This window comes from Methylomicrobium lacus LW14, from assembly GCF_000527095.1.
Taxonomy (GTDB): Bacteria; Pseudomonadota; Gammaproteobacteria; order Methylococcales; family Methylomonadaceae; genus Methylomicrobium; species Methylomicrobium lacus.
Window position 1 is genome coordinate 141263 of record NZ_AZUN01000001.1, and the last position, 19048, is coordinate 160310.

The window sequence follows — 19048 nt, forward strand, 5'->3', positions numbered from 1 at the left end:
GATGATCAGCTCAGAAAAAATTGCAGCGACTTGTCATTGATGCTGAGCACGTCGTTATTGGTCAACTTGATGATTTTATTATCGATCGCTTCGCCGTTGACGGTCAGCGAGCCTTTGTTTTCGAGCGTCGAGACAAAATAGCCATCTTTTTTCCGGGTCACTACCACAATGCCTTGGCCTGGGCGTCCCAATTGCACCATATTTTTTTTGATCGGGATGATTTTGCCGATATTTTCGCCATCCATGATCTGAAAATTACCGTTCGGCAACTCGGGTTCGATGCCGAACAGCGGCGCGGCTGGCGAGGGTTCGCCGTTTAAAGCTTCGGCAAACGGCTTGAACATGCCGTCCGCAACGCTATCGCTGAAAAGCACATGATGTTTGCCCAGGGCAAGCATGTCGTTATTGTTCAGAACGCCTTCCTGGGTCTTTTCGCCGTTGATCGTAATCGGAAATTCATCCTGTAACGGCCTGATCGTGGCGATGCCGTTACGCAGCGTAATCACGGCGTGAACCGGTGCAATCGCCAGACTGTCTATCGTGACATCGTTGGTTTCGTCCCGGCCGATGCGTATCATGCCTTCACCAAACGAGAAGGATTCGATTTCTTTATCTTTAAAATAAACGGTCAGTTTTGGCATTTCATTAGCTGATTCATGAAAAATAACTGCCTTCATTATAGACAGTATTTTTTTTGATATTCAAGCAATGCATGCCATGCATAAACCGAGAGCATTCAAAAAAGACAAATTTCCGGCCTTTCTTAGCGAAAGGTCCGGAAATGATGCAACGGAAGAGAAATGGGGCCGAAGCTTATTTGGTGGTCTTGGGGGCGGGGGCTGGTTTTTCGGTTTTTTGAAGTTTTTGCATCTTTTCCATTCGATGCGTCATCATTTGCGCCTGATGCGCCTTCATCAGTTCGAATTGTTCGTTTTTCAGTTGTTCTTTTTTCTTGGCGTCGGGTTCGGCCAAAATCCGGTTAGAAAGATCATGCATCTTGAGCATATGGTCTTGATACATACGCATGTGCTGGTCCCGCTCTGCCTCGGACATATGGCCCCGCATACCCATGCCGCGATGCATGGGCATGCCTCCAGGCATGTCCATCGGTTCACCGGGGGCAGCCGGCGACTCCGCCGGGGTTTCGGCGTGGCTTGCCATGCTGAGAGGCAGTAGGAGAAAAAGCGCGGCGGATGTTATTTTTATGGGTTTCATGTCGATGTCCTTGGGTGTGTTGTGAAGATCAATTGAAATGAACGTTTTAAAAGACAGTAAATGGGCTCGGAAAGTTCCGGCGCATGGAAAGCCAATCAGGCTTAGGCTAAAAGTTAGCCGGATCGGTAAGGTGATGGGTTTGCGCTTTCGGGTATAATCTCGCACATCGAAACCAGCTTAATTTTTGTGATGAGTTATTACAAGCACCATGTCTTTATTTGCACCAACCAGCGCGAAGACGGCAGAAGTTGCTGCGCGGATCGTGACGCGCAGTCCTTATGCGATTATGCCAAGGAGCAGGTCAAAAAGCTCAAACTGAACGGGCCCGGCAAATGCCGGATCAATAACGCCGGTTGCATGGACCGCTGCAACAAGGGGCCGGTGCTGGTGGTCTACCCCGAAGCGGTCTGGTACACGTTTCAGAATCAGCAGGATATTGATCAGATCATCCAGGAGCATTTGCTCAATGACCGGATCGTCGAGCGCTTAAAAATATAGCTCGAATTCTGCCGTAGATTAGCCTAAACAAAGAGGAGCAAGTCATGGGGCTGGCTTTAAAAGATACTTTATTCCATTGCTACGGCGATTATCTGACCTGGCCTGACGATGTGCGCTATGAGTTGATCGATGGCGTGGCTTATAGGATGGCTCCGGCGCCGGATTTGCCCCATCAAGACGTGGCGGGGGAAATTTATTTTCAGGCACGGCAGGCATTACAGGGGAAATCCTGCCGTGCTTTCATTGCGCCGGTGGATGTGCGTCTTCCCAAGCATTCTGAAGCGGACGACAAAATCGACACTGTCGTTCAGCCCGACGTGCTGGTTGTCTGCGATTCCAACAAACTCGATCGCCGCGGTATCCGCGGCGCGCCGGACTGGATCGTCGAAGTGTTGTCGCCATCGACCGCGGGGCATGATCAAATCAAGAAACGCCAGCTTTATGAACGCCACGGCGTCCGCGAATATTGGCTGGTGCATCCGATCGATCGCGTACTGACGGTTTACCGCTTGCAGGGGGGCGAATACGGCAAGCCGGACATATCCGAATTGAAAGGTGAAACCGCGGTCGGCATCCTGCCGGAGATCGTGATCCAATGGGACGACTTGGCCGCGCGCCTGCCGACCGATTATTGATTCTAACTTAGAGACCTGCCAGGTTTTCCGGGCAATGCCGGAATGCCCTCGGTTTGTCGTATAATAGCCGCATTTTACCGGCTGTTTTGATGTCCCTTAGCGAAACCCTCAAGCAACTCTCCCGCCAATTACCGCAGTGTTTAAACCAGGACCGGAACGGCTTTAAACGCCAACTCGACCGCTTGCGCAGCGATTATCAGAAAGGCAAGCAGCCGGACGCTCAGGTTGCTACGCTGCAAAACCGCATCGAACAATCCGTTGCGAAGCGCAATCAACGCCTGGCCAGTGTGCCGGCGCTGAACTTTCCCGATTTGCCGGTCACCGGCAAAAAGGACGAGATCGGCGAACTGATCAGGAATAATCAAGTGGTTATCGTCTGCGGCGAGACCGGCTCCGGCAAGACCACGCAGTTGCCGAAGATCTGCCTGTCGATCGGCCTAGGCTCCGCCGGCTTCATCGGCCACACCCAGCCGCGGCGGATCGCCGCGCGCACGGTCGCGGACCGGATCGCGGAGGAACTCGGCGAGCCGCTCGGCAAGTCGGTCGGTTTCAAGGTGCGTTTCAGCGACAAGACTCATGCCGGCTCGCTGGTCAAACTGATGACCGACGGCATCCTGCTCGCCGAGACGCAGAACGATCCTTACCTGAATCAATACGATACGATCATCATCGACGAGGCGCACGAGCGCAGCCTGAACATCGACTTTTTGCTCGGCTACCTGAGATGGCTGCTGCCGAAGCGGCCCGATCTGAAGCTGATCATCACCTCCGCGACGATCGATCCGGAGCGCTTTTCGCGGCATTTCTTCGACGCGCCGATCATCGAAGTGTCGGGCCGCACCTATCCGGTCGAGGTTCGCTACCGGCCGGTCGAGGAACCGGAGAAAGACGAGGACGGCAAGAACGCGGCCAACGACGAAACCAGCGACAACCTGCAACAGGCGATTCTGGAGGCGGTCGACGAACTGACGCGCGATTTGCGCGGCGACATCCTGATCTTCATGAGCGGCGAGCGCGAGATCAAGGAAACCACCGAGTCGCTGAAAAAACATCATCCGTCCCAATACGAGATCCTGCCCTTGTACGCGAAGCTGAGTGCGAGCGAGCAGGAGCGTGTTTTCAAGCCGAAAGGCGGCAAGATTCGGATCGTGCTCGCGACCAACGTCGCCGAAACCTCGTTGACCGTGCCCGGCATCCGCGGCGTGATCGACACCGGCCATGCCCGGATCAGCCGTTACAGCCACCGCAGCAAGATTCAGCGGCTGCCGATCGAGCGCATCTCGCAGTCGAGCGCAAACCAGCGGGCAGGGCGCTGCGGCCGGGTCGCCGAAGGCATCTGCATCCGGCTGTATTCGCCGGAAGATTATCAGGCCCGGCCCGAGTTTACCGAACCGGAAATCCTGCGCACGAACCTGTCGGCGGTCATCTTGCAGATGACCGCGCTGAATCTCGGCGACATCGAGGATTTTCCGTTCATCGAGCCGCCCGAGGACAAGATGATCCGCGACGGCAAGACGGTCCTGCAGGAAGTCAATGCGCTCGACAAGCAGGGCAAGCTGACCGACATCGGCAAGCAACTGGTCAAATTTCCGACCGATCCGAAACTGGCGCGGATGCTGATCGCGGCAGAAAAGCAGCATTGCCTGACCGAGGTCGCGATCATCGTCGCCGCGCTGAGCATTCAGGACCCGCGCGAGAAGCCGTCCGACAAGCTGGCGCAGGCCGAGGCGAAACAGGCGGTATTCCGGCATGAGGATTCGGATTTTCTGACCTTGCTGAATCTCTGGAATCAGTTCGAGGAGCAGAAGAAGCATCTGTCGAACAGCAAGCTACGTAAATATTGCAGCGACCATTTCCTGTCCTATATCCGGATGCGCGAATGGTATGACATCCATGCGCAGATCATGCAGGTGATCAAGGGTGACCTGAACCTGAAGATGAATATGGTCGAAGCCAGTTATGTGGAAATCCATCGGGCGTTGCTGCCGGGCCTGCTGTCGAATATCGGCTTCCGGCACGAGCCATACGAATATCTCGGCGCGCGCGGGCTGAAATTCTTCATTTTTCCGGGCTCCGGCCAGCACAAGGCGCGGCCGAAATGGATCATGGCGGGCGAGCAGGTCGAGACCAGCAAGGTCTATGCGCGCACGGTCGCGAAGATCGAACCGGAATGGATCGAGCAATGCGCCGAGCATCTGGTCAAGCGCAACTATTACGATCCGCACTGGGAAAAGAAAGCCGGGCGCAGCGCGGTGTACGAACGCACCTTGCTTTATGGCCTGACCTTGCAGGCGGGCCGTAAAGTACCGTATGAACACGTCGATCCGAAGGCCGCGCGCGAAATCTTCATCCGCTCCGCGCTGGTCGATCACGACTATCACAGCAACGCGCCGTTCTACGTTGCAAACCAGAAACTGCTCGAAGAGGTCGGCTACATTCAGCACAAGGGCCGCCGTGTCGATCTGGTCGAGGACGAGGAATGGCTGTATCAGTTCTACGATAAGAAATTGCCGGCCGAAATCGTCAGTGGTATCGCACTCGACCAATGGCGTAAAAAAACCGAGCGCGACAATCCGAAAATCCTGTTTCTGACCAAGGAAGACCTGACCCGCGAGCAGGATCATGTGGTCAACGAATGGGATTATCCGGACAGCAAGAAAATCGGCAATCTGACGATTGCATTGCAATACCGTTTCGAGCCCGGTCACGACGAGGACGGTGTGACCGCGATTATCCCGGTGCATCAGTTGAACCAGGTCTCGCAAATTCCGTTCGACTGGCTGGTGCCGGGGCTGCTCGAAGAGAAATGCATCGCCTTGATCAAGTCGCTGCCGAAGCCGATCCGTAAGCATTTCGTGCCGGTGCCGGAGACGGTCAAACAGTGTCTCGAAATCGAGCCGGAGTTCAAGGGCTCCTTGTATGAATGGCTCGGCAACCGGCTGCGCAAGCTGACCGGCGAGGCGATCCCGTTGAATGCCTGGAATGCCGAGCAATTGCCCGAGCATTTGAAAATGAATTTCCGGGTCATCGACGACCAGGGCAAGCTGCTCGATTACGGACGCGATCTGAAAAAACTCCAGGCCAAGCATGGGGTCGTGGCCGGCGACAGCTTCGACCAGCTCGCGGCGGACGAACTGAATTACACCGGCTGCATCCAATGGGCTTTCGACGATCTGCCGGACACCCGGCAGTTCATGCAGCGCGGTCAGGCGTTTATCGGCTATCCGGCGATCGTCGATGAGGGCGACGCGGTCGGCGTGCGCCTGTTCGACACCGAACGCAAGGCCGCGCAGCAGCATCAGGCCGGCTTGATGCGCCTGTATCAGTTGCAGCTGCGCAAGGAATGCACCTATATCCAGAAAAACGCGCCGCAGTCGGCTGCGGCCGAGCTGGCCTATCAACGCCTGCCGAAGCATCCGATCATCCAGTATCAGCCGTCCGGCTCGTTCAAGGAGGATCTGCTGTTCTGCGTTCTGAGTCATGTGTTTATCGACGGACGGACGATCCGCGGCAAGGAGGCGTTCGAACGCAATTTGCAGCAGTCGAAGCCGAACCTGATCTCCGCCGCGAACGAGACCGGCAAGATCGTTTTGGAAATCATGCAGCAGTATGCGGAGATCAAAACCCGCTTGCAACGCCTGAATGCTAACGATCCCTTGGCCAAGGATGTCAACCAGCAACTCAATCTGTTGATATACGCAGGCTTCATCCGGCATACCCCGCACGACCAGCTCAAGGCGATCCCGCGCTATCTGAAAGCGGCTCTGTACCGGCTCGACAAGCTCGGCAACGACCCGCAAAAAAATCAGGAAATTCAGCGCTATTCGATCCGCTTCTGGCAGGACATCGAGAAAAAATCGAAAAAGGAAGCGATCATCCCCGAGCAGGACCCTTTCCGCTGGGCGCTCGAAGAGTTCAGGGTGTCGCAGTATGCGCAGCAATTGAAGACCGCCTATCCTGTGTCCGCGAAACGCTTGGAGAAAGCCTGGGATGAAAGAAGCTGATCTGAAATTTGATTAGCCGAGCCAAATGATTTTGATTCAATAGCATTTATGCACAGCACAAATCAATGACTTACCGCGTGTCAAGCGCTACCGGAAAAAAACTTAAAAACGCGCGTAAGTCATTGATTTTTTAATGCATGAGGGGATTGATTCGTTTTTATACAAACTGACTTAAGTGTAATAAAAACGGTACTTTTGGACGCTCAAAAACAAGCTATCCACAAAGTTATCCACAGGATTTGTGAATAACTGATGTGATGCATTTTCCACGAAAAACACGAAAGGCACGAAAAATTTCATAGCCCAATCCGTTCAACCGTTGCTTTCGGATAGCGACCCAAGTTGACTACAAACCCAAGCGCATTCCCGTCGCTTTCAGGTAATTTTGATTTCGAGCGAATACGGCGCACACAAAAATTTGCATGAATGAAAAAACTGCTCGGTGCCGGGTCATCCAGGCGGCGCCATGAATTGGAAAAAACGCCTTGGGGTGTTGACAAATTCTTTCGTAGCAACCGCGTTTATGCACAGCACAAATCAATGACTTACAGCGTGTCAATAGGCGCTTTGCAAAACCGCGAAATCGCATGTAAGTCATTGATTTTTTATTGTGTCAGCGGATTGGTTCGTTTTTATACAAATTAACCAAACTGTAATAAAAACGGTACTTTTGCGCTCTCAAAAACAATCTATCCACAAAGTTATCCACAGATTTTGTGCATAAAATTTTGCGGATAAGGATGGCGATTACCCCCGCCGCCAGGCATGAAACCTCGCCAGCCATTTCAGCAAGGTCTCCGGCTGATGAGCGCGTTTCCAGACGCCTGCCGCATATTTGTTCGCTTCGGCCAGCGTCGGGTAGATATGAATCGTGCCGAGGATTTTGTTCAGGCCGATATGGTGTTTCATCGCGAGGATGAATTCGGCGAGCAGGTCGCCGGCGTGTTCGCCCGCGATCGTGACGCCGAGTATCTTGTCCTTGCCCGGCACGGTTAAAACTTTTACGAAGCCGTGCGCTTCGCCGTCCGTGATCGCCCGGTCCAGGTCGGCCAGATCGTAAAAACTGGTTTCATAGGGAATGCCTTGGGCTTTCGCATCCTGTTCGTTCAATCCGACGCGCGCGACTTCCGGTTCGGTAAAGGTGGCCCAGGGAATCACCGAATAGTCGGTGCGGAATTTTTTGATGCCGCCGAACAGCGCGTTGACCGCCGCATACCAGGCCTGGTGCGCGGCGGTGTGGGTGAATTGATAGGGGCCGGAGACGTCGCCGCAGGCGAAGAGGTGCGGGTAGTTGGTCGCCTGAAACGCATCGATCCGAATCGTCTTGTTCGGCGACAGTTCCACGCCGAGTTCTTCGAGCCCGTAGCCTTTGACATTGGCCGCGCGCCCCAACGCGACCAAGACTTCGTCGAAAGCGATCGTGACGGTGCTGCCCGCGTGTTCGGCGACCAGCATTTTTTCGCCGTTTTCGTTTTTGAACTGTTTGGCGGTATGGCCCAGTTTCAAGTCGATGCCTTCGCTCCGAAACCTCTCCTCGACCAGCGCCGAGACCTCCGGATCTTCGCGCAGCAACAGGCGCGGCGCCATTTCGATCAGGGTGACCTGAATATTGAGGCGCGCAAAGCATTGCGCCAGTTCGCAGCCGATCGGGCCGCCGCCGAGCACCAATAGGTGCTTCGGCGCGGTGCGGAGGTTCCAGACGCTGTCCGAGGTTAGATAGCCGATCTGGTCGAGGCCCGGAATCGGCGGCACCAGGGGGCGGGCGCCGGCGGCGATCACGATAGCGCGCGCGCTGAGGGTGCGTGTGCCGGTTGCGCCGGCAATCTCGATGGTCCAGGGCGAGGTCAAGCGGGCGCTGCCGGTCGCGACCTCGACGCCGAGGCCGGTGTAGCGCTCGATCGAGTCGTGCGGAGCGACCGTTTTAACGACCGTTTGCACGCGCTCCATGATCTCGCCGAAAGTGAATTCGGCCTGCATTTGTTTAATGCCGAATTCGGCGGCACGCCTGCCGAGCGCGAGCAGGCGGGTCGTGCGGATCAGAGCCTTGGACGGCACGCAGCCGGTGTTCAGGCAGTCGCCGCCCATCTTGTGTTTTTCGATCAGGAGCACCTTGGCCTTGACCGCGGCGGCGATATACGAAGTGACGAGGCCGGCCGAGCCAGCGCCGATCACCGCGAGGTTGTAGTCGAATTTTTTCGGAGGCTTCATTTTGCGGGCAGATTCCGGTTTCATCGGGGCAGTATCTCCACCAATTTTTTCGCGGCCAGCGGAAACAGACCCAATAACGCAAAGGCGCCGACCAGGGGCGGCGAGAGAATGCCGGACAACGAATCGATCTTGGTCAATTGCGTGCCTGCATTCACATAAACCAACGTTCCGGCCAGCATGCCGGCCTGACTGACCCAGTAAAAGGTCACGGTCTTGATCGAAGTTAGTCCCATCGCGAGATTAATCACGAAGAACGGAAACAGCGGCACCAGGCGCAGCGTGAACAGATAATAGGGGCCGTCCTTCGCGAGGCCCGCGTCGATCGCGGCAAGACGGTCGCCGAATCTGGCCGCGACCGTGTCCCGGAACAGGAAGCGGGCGGCCAGAAAGGCCAGCGTCGCGCCGATGCTCGATGCAAACGACACGATCAGCGTGCCCCACAGCAGCCCGAACAGGGCGCCGCCGGCCAGCGTCAGCACCGTCGCGCCGGGCAGCGACAAGCCGGTCACCGCGATATAAACTGCCGCGTAGGCCAGCGTAGCCAGCAGCGGATGGGCGTCGCGGTAGGCCGCCAGGCGGGCGGATTCGGCCTTGACGCGTTCGAGCGTCAGCCATTGATCGAGATCGAAAAGAAAAAAGGCGCCGATTGCGATGGCGATGATCGCAAGCAGCCGGATTTGTAAGGTCGTCATCGTTTTATTCCCTCAAATTGATCAAGGATCGGTCGAATAACCGGAAGAATCCTGACAGTGTTTTATTGTACAATGCGCTCATGTTAACCCTGTTTGCTTTATTCATGCCGTTTTCCCTGCTTCCCCTCGATGGATGCCGCCGTATCCTGCAGACAAAATCCAGCACCCCCCTCCGGCTGGCGTTGGTGAAACGGCAATGCCGTTGTGTATATAGGCGTTGATAGCGATGAGAAACATAAAGTTCATCGTGTGGGCCGTTCATTGTGCGGTAGCGGTTTTCCGATCTCTCTTTGATTTCCAGGGCAGGGCTGCGATCGACTGATGAATTTGTTGAGCCGGATTGCTTTTATCGAAGAAATTGGGCGAATTGCCGAAACCAGCCACCAGCAACATACGTTGCTGTATGCGGAGATCAATCATACCCTGCAAATCGCCAGTCTGACTCAAGGCACCGCGGCGGCGGAAGAGCTTTTTACCCGGATTCAGGCGCTGATCATCGGCAAAGTCGCATCGATCGCGGGCGCGAGCATCGGCAAACTGGAGCGCAACCGCTTCGGCATCCTGCTGAAATTGCCGGTGCCGGAAAGCCTGGAATTTGCCGAACAACTGGCGAATCTGATCGATCAGCAATGCATCATCGTGGCCGACATTGCGTATTATCCGAAGCTGATCATCGGCGTAACCTCGCTGTCGCCCGAATACAAAACCCCTGAACGCATTCTGGCCGCGGTCGACGAAGCGTTGTTTCAGGCCAAACGCGCCGGCAACAGCGTGGTCAAGCTGATCGAACACGACGATCCGGTCTTGCATGAGTATTATGACCTGTTGAAGCTGTTGCCGGAACTCAGGGAAGGCTTGACCAATCATGCGTTCGTGTTGTTTGCGCAGCCGATCTTGCCGATCAACGCCGCGAATGTCGAAAAAAAGGCCGAAGTGCTGTTGCGTTATAAAAACGACTGCGGCGACAGCCAGACGCAAAGACGCTTGCTCAGGGCCGCCGAACTGTTCCATATCAGCCGGGAAGTCGACCTCTATGTGGTGCAGCAGTTATGCCGCTATCTCGCCGAATATCCGCAGTCTGTGATGTATTCGCTGAATATTTCCGGCAGCACGATCCGTTATCCGGGCTTTGTCGAGAAAGTCGAAAAGAATTTCAAATATTACGGGGTCGATTCGAGCCGAGTCTGTTTCGAAATCACCGAAACGGTCGCCGATCATGACTATCAGCAGGCCAGCGAGTTCATGCGCCTGTTGAAAGACAATTTGGGGTGTTTGCTGTCGCTGGACGACATCGGCATCGGCTCGAGCAATCTGGCGAATCTGTCCAAATTCAATGTCGATTATTTCAAGATCGACGGTCTGTTCATGCAAAATATCCTGCAGTGCCCTTATTCCGAACTGGTGGTCAACTTTATTAGCACAGCGGCCAAGTTGTTCAATAAGGAAACGATCGCCGAGTATGTCGAAAATGCCGAGCAATTGGAGAAATTGAAGGCTTTGGGTGTCGATTATGCGCAGGGCTATTATGTCGGCAAGCCTTCTCTGCTGTTTGATCCGGCGACACTTTGTAAGAAATAGGTTTTTCTGCTCCTCCTAACGCCTTTGGGGGATAATTGGCTTTTTGCCCGTATCGGGCAGATTGTTCGGACTTCAATATCAATCCATCATCATCACTATGTTCAACTCTTTAACTTTCATGGTCCATGGCGGCGCCGATCACGGCGGCGGGATAGCGGCGGCGATTGGCGGCCTGCTCAGTTTTCTTGAAAAACTGGCGGGCATGGGACCGCCGGAAATATTTTCGACTGTGCTGCCCGGCATCGCCACGATGCAGAACATCCATCCGCTGCTGGTGCATTTTCCGATCGCGTTCTTGTCGGCCTTTTTCGCGCTCGATCTGATCGGAAGCCTGGCCAAAAAACCGAACTGGCGCGCGGTCGCGAGCGGCTTGTTGTACCTCGGCGCCGTCGCTTCGATTTTTACCGCGACCGCCGGCTTTATCGCGGCCGATTCGGTCCCGCACGGCGGAAACGTGCATCAAGTCATGGAGAATCATGAGCACTTCGGCATCGCGGTGGTCATTTTCGCGCTGTCGCTGGCCGGCTGGCGCGCGCTGAAAGGCGGCGTGATTGAAGGCGTCGCGAACACGCTGTTTCTGATCCTGGCCGCGGTCATGTGCGGCCTAATGGTATTAGGCGCCGATTTGGGCGGTTTGATGGTTTACCATTACGGCGTGGCGGTGTCGGCGGTGCCGGTCAGCGAAGAGGCCTTGATGCACCACCATGACGGGGAGGAACTTCATGACCATGAGCATGAGCATGAGCATGAGCTCGGGACAGTGCCCGAGGAAACGCATGGCCATAATCATGAGCCGGCGCCCGTGTCAGAGCCAACTCATGACCATGAAGCCGAGCCCGCGCATACGCATGCCCCTAGTGCTGAACATACGCATAATCATGACCATGCTCATGACCCTAGCCATCAGCACAATCATGCTCACCCCGAGACGGGCCAATGATCAACGCTCACAGGCCATAATGCTTGCGTTTGCGCCAGAACGTCGCGCGGCTCATGCCGGCGAGCCGGGCCGCTTCGGTGACTCGGCCGTGGCTTTGCCGCAGCGCCTCGCCGATCGCCTGTTTTTCCTGCTCAGGGCTCTGCAGCGGCAGGGCATTGGCGGCAGGCGCGATCGTTTTCGGTTCGCTGAATTCGGGCGGCAGTTCCGATTGGCGTAAGGTCGCGCCGCGTCCGACCGCGAACGCATACTCGATCACATTCTGCAATTCCCGGACATTGCCGGGCCAGTGATAATCGAGCAACAGGCGCATTGCCTGTGGGTCGATCTTGTCGATTTTTCTGAATTTGCGCGCATTGTGCCGGGCGATGAAATGCCAGATCAACAGGCTGATGTCCTCGCGCCGCTCCCTGAGCGGCGGAATGAAAATCGGCACGACGCGCAGCCGGTACATCAAATCTTCGCGAAAATGGCCGGTTTTGACCTCTTCCCTGAGCGAGCGGTGCGTCGCCGCAACGATGCGCACATCCGCGTCGAGCAGGCGGTCGCCGCCGACCGGCATGAAATTTCTTTCCTGAATCACCCTGAGCAGTTTGGCCTGCAATTCCAGCGGCAGTTCGGCCACCTCGTCCAGAAACAGCGTGCCGCCCTCGGCGCGTTGAAACACGCCTTTATGATCCTTGATCGCGCCGGTAAACGCCCCGCGCACATGCCCGAACAATTCGCTTTCGAGCAAGTTGGCGGACAGCGCCGCGCAATTGATCGCCAGAAACGGCGCGTTTCGGCGCGCGCTGAGATCGTGAATCGCTTTTGCGACCAGCTCCTTACCCGAGCCGCTCTCGCCCCGGACCAGCACGGTCGCTTCGGTCTCGGCCGCATTCCGGATGATCTGAAAGACATTGCGCATCGCCGGCGAACGGCTGATGATGCCTTGAAAGTTTTGCTCGCGCTCCGAAGCCGTTCGCGGCTTTTCGACCGCATCGGCCGGGGTTAAGAGAGCGATGCCGCCTGAAGGAGCGCCATGCCGGTCATAGAGCAGGCGGGCGGATTGGTGCAGGGCCATCATGACCCCGTCCTGCGGCGGCGTATGGATGGTTCGCATCGCGTCCGCATGAATCCTGAATTCCGGCGGACAGGTTTCCCCCGGATGGCTGCCGGTGAGCCGTTCCGCGCCGGGGCTCCAATACAGCAAGTTCTGCTCCCGGTCGACGATGTAAAACGCGAGGGATTGACAAATTTCGAGCAGGGCCGCAAAGGACGAGCGGCTGTCGAGCCCTTCGAGCCAGTGGTTCGGCAGGTTTATAGCGTCAGGCATTGATCGGGTTGGTGATTCATCGAAGGGGAGGTGGCTTGTGCATAGAGGAGCCGATATTAGCCGAGCGCTGCCGGCAAATCAATCATAAACGATCGGTTCCAATTTTCGTGTTTTGATCGGAGTGCGGCGCTCTGGAGTATAATTTGCCTTTTGCAAATTCAGTTCAGGACCGAAAGTGATCGATCAAATCAATGCCTTGCTGCCGCAGACCCAGTGCGGCAAATGCGGCTATCAGGGCTGTAGGCCTTATGCGGAGGCGATGGCGGCGGGCGCCGCCGACATCAACCGCTGTCCGCCTGGCGGCGAGGAAGGCATACTGGCGCTGGCGAATTTTATGGGCGTCGAGCCGAAGCCGCTTGATCCCGGGTGCGGCGAGCATAAAGCCAGGGCCGTTGCGGTGATTATCGAGGCCGACTGTATCGGCTGCGTGAAGTGCCTCTCGGCCTGTCCTGTCGATGCGATCATCGGTTCGGCGAAGCAGATGCATACGGTGATCGCCTCGGAGTGCACCGGCTGCGAGCTGTGCATCGCGCCGTGTCCGGTCGATTGCATCGTGATGCAGGAAACGCCGGCCGAGAGTCCGGCGCTGGCCGGGGCGCTGAAACCGCTGCGCGCGGAACTGGCCAAAAGCCGCTATGAGCTGCGGGGCCTTCGCAAGGCGCGCGATGAAGCCGAAAAAGCGGCGCGGGCGCGGGAGAAGAAAGCCGCGTTGCTGGCGAAGATGCAGGCAGCGGTGCGCTGAGGATTGCCCGTCGTTGATCGCTCTAGTGCAAGGAATACGGCTGCATCGCCTGTAAACAGTCCACAACGGCCTCGGCGATGGCCCGGGCCACCCGGTCTCGGCCTTCCTTGCCGGTCACGTTCATTTCGTCCCGAGGATTGGCGACCACGCCGGCCTCGACCAGGACGGCCGCCTGCCGGGCGGTACGCAGCACTGCCAGCCCGTCATAGTAATGGATGCCGCGGCCTTGATCCGCAAACGGCCGATTTTCACCCTTGACCGGTGTGGCATGATAGAGCGAAGGCTGAAAGCCGGCGCCGATCAGCCGGTCGCCGATTAGCTTCGCGCAGGCCAGGCTTTGATCGATTCGCTGATTTTTTCGCGAAACAAACAGCGAATAGCCGCGGTAGTGTTCAGCCTGGGCGAACCAGTCCGGCTGTACCGAGTCGTGATGCAGCGAAATAAACAGCCTGTCTTTTGCGGCCAGCGCCGTACGTTCGGTCAGAACCTCCATCTCGCCGTCCGCGCCGATCAGGCGATAACCGATGCCGAGCCGTCGAAGGTGAGCGGCGACTGCTTCCGCGAGCCGCCGGTTCAGTTCCCACTCGGGCACGCCGCCGGCGCTGATCGTGCCGGGGTGGCTTCTTGAATGACCGATGTCGAGTGCGACCTCGGCGGCGGTGCTAGAAAGGCTCAAGCAAGTCAGCAGTAAAAACAGGGACTTCATCGGCGTCAGTCAGGCGTATTCCGGTTGTTCACGGTAGTATAACGGGTGCCGTCAATTTCGGCGACGGCGAATACTTGCGGCCTCAGGCAGCGAATGATAAGCTCTAGTCCTGTGTGCATACACAGACCTTCCGGAGTGCCGAGCGCGCCAAATACGTGCCGGTGAAGGTTTTCAATCGAGCAGGGTTCAACAAACATAACGATAAGGCGCCCATCATGACTCAAATCCATCCTATCCTGGCAAAACAACGCGACAGCTTGACCCATCAACCCGCGAACAGCGGCTTTAATGACGAGGAGGCAAAAAAGATGATCGAATTCTGCATCGAACTGAACGATCAGGACAGCAGAATCGATCCCAGAAATGCCGGTAACCCCGAGTTCATCGCCAACCTTGACGGTTGCGCAAAGGTCTATGACAGCCGCGACGGCCTCGGCGAGAATCCGAACGACAACGGCTTCGGGGTTTTCGAGAATGCCTGGCTTTTGTATAAATACACGGCGAATCCGGGGCATTATGTGCTGGCGATTCGCGGCACGATAGGCCAGGCCAAGAGCATTCTGGACGATGTCTTGGCGACGACGATAGCGGCCAATGCCGGCATCGAGTTTCCTAAAAACAGGATATTGCCGGTCACTTTCGCGGCGACGCCGGGCGCGGAAGTGCATCTGGGTTTCGCCTATGCGGCATTCACGCTGCTGTTCGACAAGCAAAGAGGCATCCTGAAGCAGTTGTCGGACAACGTGCCGGCGGGCGTGCACTTGACGATAACCGGACACAGCCAGGGCGCGGCGATCGCAACCCTGGTGCACGCGTTTTTGCATTACGCGCTCACCGACCCTAGCGACAGGTACGGTCTGAATGCGAAAGCGCTGCAACTGAAATCGTATCTTTTCGCTCAGCCCAAGCCGGGCAATGCCCAATTCGGGATCGACTTTGCGCGTATCGCAGGCAGCCGGGGCGCGGCTTTCGTGATCAACAACCATCTCGATCCGGTCACGAAGGTGCCGTTAACGAACCAGACCTTAGCCGAGGCGGTTTATGATACGCTCGCAGAAAGCGCGATGCAGGGGATGGGCGCCAAGAGGGCGGTGATCAAAGGGCTGGGAGGCCTCTCGCGTGTCATCTTCAAGACGCGCAATCAAATTGCCGAATGGGTCGGAAACAAGACTGCGAAACTGTACCATCAACACGAGATGGACCAGATCGATACGCATTATTTCGATGATTTGCCGCCGATTGCCGATACGCCGGTCAATTCGTTGAATTATTCGGTGTGCGGGACTTTGGTTCCGCTCTTCGGTGTTTTCGATGGCGGCGATCTTTATCCCCCGGCGCAGCCGGGAGAAGTCGATTTTCTGCTGCAGCATCATGCCACGACGTATCGGAAACTGATGCAGCAGGTGTAAAGCCGGGGTGGTTTTAGTGGTGACTGTTTGGAACCCTTTGCTTGTCACTGGCCCTTTTAGCGAGCTTGGCGAAAAGCCGGCTCGCCAAAGGGGACAACGGTCATAGGGCTATCGTTTTGCCGCTGGTCATCAATTCAATCTCTTCGACGATTTCTTCCTGGCGCAAGCGGTTGCGCTGCCGCATCAATTCGTCGCCGCCTTCGTCGAGATGGCTGAGCGCATTCTCCATTTGCATCAGACGCATGTGATTTTCGACACGGATCGAGCGCAACAAGATCGCCAGCAGCTGGTGGAATAAATAATGCTCGGCGATGCCGGCGGCAGTTTCGACGGGCGAGGCGAAAATATCGGGCGGGTAGCCGGCTGCGGCAGGACGCTCGTTTGCCGCCGGCAACAGGCGCTGGCTGCGCGCGCCGTGTTCGTCGCGAAAACAGGCGATCAATCCCGGCGCGCCTCGGTGTTGTTGCCGCAACTCGGCGATCGCCGGCAGTATCCTCTCGATCGTGGCGGCGGCATCGAGCCCGCCATTCGCACCTGCCACGCGTTCGATCATCGGGTTTACCGGCAGCAAATCGTAGAGACGTTCGCCGATCAGGATCACGGGCTGCTGTTGATCCGCGTTTTCCTGCCAGCAGCGCAGCACATCTTCGTTGAAACTGCCGCAAAATCCCCGCACCGAACCGAACAGCAGCCAGACGTCGTAATCAGGTTTTTCACGCGGGGGCAGGGCGAACGTGACATCGTTCAGCGCTGCGCTCAGATTTTGCACGAGCTGCTGCTGGGTGGCCTCGCGTTTGCCGACCTTGCGCAATTCGGCCAGCGCAAAACTGCGCATCGCGCCGAGGATACCCGACAGGTCTTCATACAAGGCCAGGCGGGTTTCTATTTCACGCCGCTGGCTCATGCGCTTCGCTCAACCAGGATTTCAGTTTGACCAGCCATTTCGGTTTGGGGGTTTCGAGCTTCAGACCGGAATCCGGCAATTGTTCGAAGACCCGATGCAAGCGTTTGGCGGCCTGTTCCGGCGGGATCCCATTCAGCAAGCCTTCGCCGTAGGCCAACAGCCAGGCCAGATGCGCCTGTTCGGACAACGGTTCGAGCCGGTCCTGTTTCAATATTTCGCGCAGCAGGCGTCCGTGCCGGAGTTTTTCCTCGACGCCGGCTTCGAGTCTGGCACCGAAACGGGCAAACAATTCGAGTTCCAGAAATTGCAGATAATCCAGGCGAATCCGCGCGGATGCCGCCTTGATCGCCTCATGCTGCGCTTTGCCGCCGATCCGCGACACCGAGCGGCCGATGTCGATCGCGGGCAGGAAGCCGGCTGCGAACAGTTTGCTTTCGAAATAAATCTGGCCGTCGGTGATCGAAATTAAATTGGTCGGAATGTAGGCGGACAGTTCCCCCTGCCGGGTTTCGATGATCGGCAGCGCGGTCATGCTGCCGCCGCCGGAAGACAGGCCCAGCACGGTCGAGCGTTCGAGCAGGCGCGAATGCAGGTAAAAAATATCGCCGGGATAGGCCTCGCGTCCGGGCGGCCGTTGCAGCAGCAGCGACAGTTCGCGGTACGATTGCGCATGGCGGGTCAGATCGTCGTAAACGACCAGCGTATCGCGGCCGAGGCGCATCCAGTGTTCGGCGATCGCGCAACCGGCGAACGGGGCCAAATAGCGGAAACCGGGCAGCGCGTTCGCTTCGGCGACCACCACGACGGTATAGTCGAGCGCGCCGGCCGCGCGCAGGGTCTCGATCGTGCCGGCGACCGAGGAGCGGGGCTGCCCGATCAGCACGAATATGCAGCGTACGTCGCGGCCCTTCTGATTGATCACCGCATCGAGCGCGAGCGTGCTTTTGCCGGTGCCGTCGTCGCCGATGATCAGCTGGCGCTGGCCTTTGCCGATCGGTATCAGCGCATCGACGATTTTGTTGCCGGTATATAAAGGGTCTTTTACGAAATCGCGTTCGATGATCGGCGGGGCGGCGGCTTCGAGCGGATTGAACTGACTGAAGTCGGGATCGGGCAAGCCGTCCAACGGTTTCCCCAAGGGATCGACCACACGGCCCAATAAGACTTCGCCGACGCCGATTTCGAGCTTTCGGCCCGTATGCTGTACCGACATGCCGGCGGTGACGCCCTGCGACTGCGACAGCAGAATCGCGCCGAGCATGTCCTTGGCGAGTTGGAACACCAGGCCGGTGCTGCCGTCGTCGAAGCTGATCAGCTCGTCGAGCCGCGCGGTCGGCAGGCCGCGAATCAAGGCGATGCCGTCGCCGATGCCGGCAACGCTGCCTCTTTCGCTGAGCCTCAGGCCGAAGCGGTAATCCTGTAAGTTCACGGCGGCTAATTTATCGGGCATGATCGGTTTGCCGTTTAAAAAACGCCAGTTCATCGGCCAGATTCACATGCAGCTGGCATTCGCCGACGATCGCGCACAGGCCCGCGATCAACATAGGATCTTCCGTAAAGGCCGCCTGTAAGGTTTTCCCTGCGGCCGCGCTCAGTCCGGTTTCGATCGCGGCGCGGAGCGTTGGATCTAAAGGATGCGCCGAAACGACCGTCATCGAAGCGTTTTCCGGCAGCGCTTTGCCGGCTTTGCTCAGCGCGCCGCGCTCGTTTTCCGGCAGCGCCGCCAAATCTTCCAGAAACAAGCCGGCGATGCGCTCGGTCAGCTCTTTAGATGCCAGGCGCTTCAGCATCGCCGCCGCCTCGTCGTAGGCCTGGCCGGTCGCCGAGCGCAGTAATTCCGCTTCACGCGCGGCCAGCAAGGTCGCATTGCGCACCTGCATTTTTTCTTCTTCGCCGGCCAAGGCTTGTTTGATGTTGGCCATTTCCTGGGTTTTCAGCAGCGCCAATTCTTCGGTCAATTGCCGGCGGCTGTTTTCGCATTCCTGACGCCAGTCGGCCAGACGCGATTCATATTGCCGGCGCAGCGTCTCGGCTTCGTCGCGCATCGCCTGGGCTTGCGCGCTTTGCTCGCCGATTTTTTGCTGACGGGCGACGAGCAAGTCCAGCACCGGCCGATAGAGGAAACGTTGCAGAATCCAAATCAAGACCAGGAAGTTCAGGATTTCGAGGATGAATGTCGTCCAGTCGAGTTGCATCGTCAGTCCC

General features: G+C 57.1%; 17 protein-coding genes. 8 read left to right on the forward strand and 9 right to left on the reverse strand.

Annotated elements, in window-relative coordinates; translation table 11 throughout:
• Positions 1 to 5: 5 nt before the first annotated feature.
• Together METLA_RS0100650 and METLA_RS20395 are read right to left on the reverse strand one after the other, a co-directional pair.
• Positions 6 to 641 (reverse strand): FHA domain-containing protein, encoded by a 636-nt coding sequence (locus METLA_RS0100650; RefSeq protein ID WP_024296708.1) that lies wholly within the window; start codon positions 639 to 641, stop codon positions 6 to 8.
• A gap of 172 nt (positions 642 to 813) precedes the next feature.
• Entirely contained in the window at positions 814 to 1215 is a 402-nt protein-coding gene (locus METLA_RS20395; protein ID WP_036281311.1) for a hypothetical protein, read from the reverse strand.
• A gap of 189 nt (positions 1216 to 1404) precedes the next feature.
• Here METLA_RS20395 and METLA_RS0100660 point away from each other — a divergent pair, with 189 nt between their 5' ends.
• The 4 genes from METLA_RS0100660 (at position 1405) to METLA_RS22340 (ending at position 6997) form a co-directional block, all read left to right on the forward strand.
• A complete protein-coding gene (locus tag METLA_RS0100660) occupies positions 1405 to 1713 on the forward strand; it encodes a (2Fe-2S) ferredoxin domain-containing protein (protein ID WP_024296710.1) in 309 nt (102 codons plus the stop codon).
• 44 nt (positions 1714 to 1757) lie between these two features.
• On the forward strand, positions 1758 to 2348 hold the full coding sequence (locus tag METLA_RS0100665) for a Uma2 family endonuclease (RefSeq protein ID WP_024296711.1): 591 nt from the start codon (positions 1758 to 1760) through the stop codon (positions 2346 to 2348).
• Between the two features lie 89 nt (positions 2349 to 2437).
• Positions 2438 to 6352 carry an ATP-dependent RNA helicase HrpA gene (hrpA, locus tag METLA_RS0100670; protein WP_024296712.1) on the forward strand — a complete coding sequence of 1305 codons (3915 nt, stop codon included), beginning with the start codon at positions 2438 to 2440 and terminating at the stop codon, positions 6350 to 6352.
• A gap of 426 nt (positions 6353 to 6778) precedes the next feature.
• The gene (locus METLA_RS22340; protein ID WP_024296713.1) at positions 6779 to 6997 is read left to right on the forward strand and encodes a hypothetical protein; all 219 of its coding nucleotides are present in this window, start codon (positions 6779 to 6781) and stop codon (positions 6995 to 6997) included.
• A 102-nt stretch (positions 6998 to 7099) separates the two neighbouring features.
• Here the strand turns inward: METLA_RS22340 and METLA_RS20400 are convergent, their stop codons facing one another.
• A complete protein-coding gene (locus METLA_RS20400; protein WP_342665840.1) occupies positions 7100 to 8584 on the reverse strand; it encodes a dihydrolipoyl dehydrogenase family protein in 1485 nt (494 codons plus the stop codon).
• Positions 8581 to 9252: a TVP38/TMEM64 family protein gene (locus METLA_RS23820; RefSeq protein ID WP_342665841.1), complete on the reverse strand. Its 672-nt coding sequence runs from the start codon at positions 9250 to 9252 to the stop codon at positions 8581 to 8583. Before METLA_RS23820 ends, METLA_RS20400 begins: the two co-directional genes overlap by 4 nt.
• A 321-nt stretch (positions 9253 to 9573) precedes the next feature.
• On the opposite strand from METLA_RS23820, the gene METLA_RS0100690 reads away from it, so the two are divergent.
• On the forward strand, positions 9574 to 10830 hold the full coding sequence (locus METLA_RS0100690; RefSeq protein ID WP_024296714.1) for an EAL domain-containing protein: 1257 nt from the start codon (positions 9574 to 9576) through the stop codon (positions 10828 to 10830).
• 97 nt (positions 10831 to 10927) lie between these two features.
• On the forward strand, positions 10928 to 11770 hold the full coding sequence (locus METLA_RS0100695; protein WP_024296715.1) for a DUF2231 domain-containing protein: 843 nt from the start codon (positions 10928 to 10930) through the stop codon (positions 11768 to 11770).
• A 7-nt stretch (positions 11771 to 11777) separates the two neighbouring features.
• On the opposite strand, the gene METLA_RS0100700 is transcribed toward METLA_RS0100695, so the two are convergent.
• On the reverse strand, positions 11778 to 13082 hold the full coding sequence (locus METLA_RS0100700) for a sigma-54 interaction domain-containing protein (protein WP_024296716.1): 1305 nt from the start codon (positions 13080 to 13082) through the stop codon (positions 11778 to 11780).
• 175 nt (positions 13083 to 13257) lie between these two features.
• Between METLA_RS0100700 and METLA_RS0100705 the strand changes: the two genes are divergently transcribed.
• Positions 13258 to 13824 (forward strand): RnfABCDGE type electron transport complex subunit B, encoded by a 567-nt coding sequence (locus METLA_RS0100705; protein ID WP_024296717.1) that lies wholly within the window; start codon positions 13258 to 13260, stop codon positions 13822 to 13824.
• Between the two features lie 22 nt (positions 13825 to 13846).
• Here the strand turns inward: METLA_RS0100705 and METLA_RS0100710 are convergent, their stop codons facing one another.
• A complete protein-coding gene (locus tag METLA_RS0100710) occupies positions 13847 to 14530 on the reverse strand; it encodes an N-acetylmuramoyl-L-alanine amidase family protein (RefSeq protein WP_024296718.1) in 684 nt (227 codons plus the stop codon).
• Between the two features lie 215 nt (positions 14531 to 14745).
• Between METLA_RS0100710 and METLA_RS0100715 the strand changes: the two genes are divergently transcribed.
• Positions 14746 to 15939 (forward strand): lipase family protein, encoded by a 1194-nt coding sequence (locus tag METLA_RS0100715; protein WP_152539340.1) that lies wholly within the window; start codon positions 14746 to 14748, stop codon positions 15937 to 15939.
• A gap of 100 nt (positions 15940 to 16039) precedes the next feature.
• Here METLA_RS0100715 and METLA_RS0100720 read toward each other — a convergent pair whose 3' ends face one another.
• From METLA_RS0100720 to METLA_RS0100730, 3 genes are read right to left on the reverse strand one after another with little or no spacing between them, the layout of a single operon-like run.
• The gene (locus tag METLA_RS0100720; protein ID WP_024296720.1) at positions 16040 to 16843 is read right to left on the reverse strand and encodes a F0F1 ATP synthase subunit gamma; all 804 of its coding nucleotides are present in this window, start codon (positions 16841 to 16843) and stop codon (positions 16040 to 16042) included.
• Positions 16827 to 18326, reverse strand: coding sequence for a F0F1 ATP synthase subunit alpha (locus tag METLA_RS0100725; protein ID WP_024296721.1), 1500 nt, complete (start codon positions 18324 to 18326; stop codon positions 16827 to 16829). Before METLA_RS0100725 ends, METLA_RS0100720 begins: the two co-directional genes overlap by 17 nt.
• The gene (locus METLA_RS0100730) at positions 18283 to 19038 is read right to left on the reverse strand and encodes a F0F1 ATP synthase subunit delta (protein WP_024296722.1); all 756 of its coding nucleotides are present in this window, start codon (positions 19036 to 19038) and stop codon (positions 18283 to 18285) included. Before METLA_RS0100730 ends, METLA_RS0100725 begins: the two co-directional genes overlap by 44 nt.
• Between the last annotated feature and the right edge of the window lie 10 nt (positions 19039 to 19048).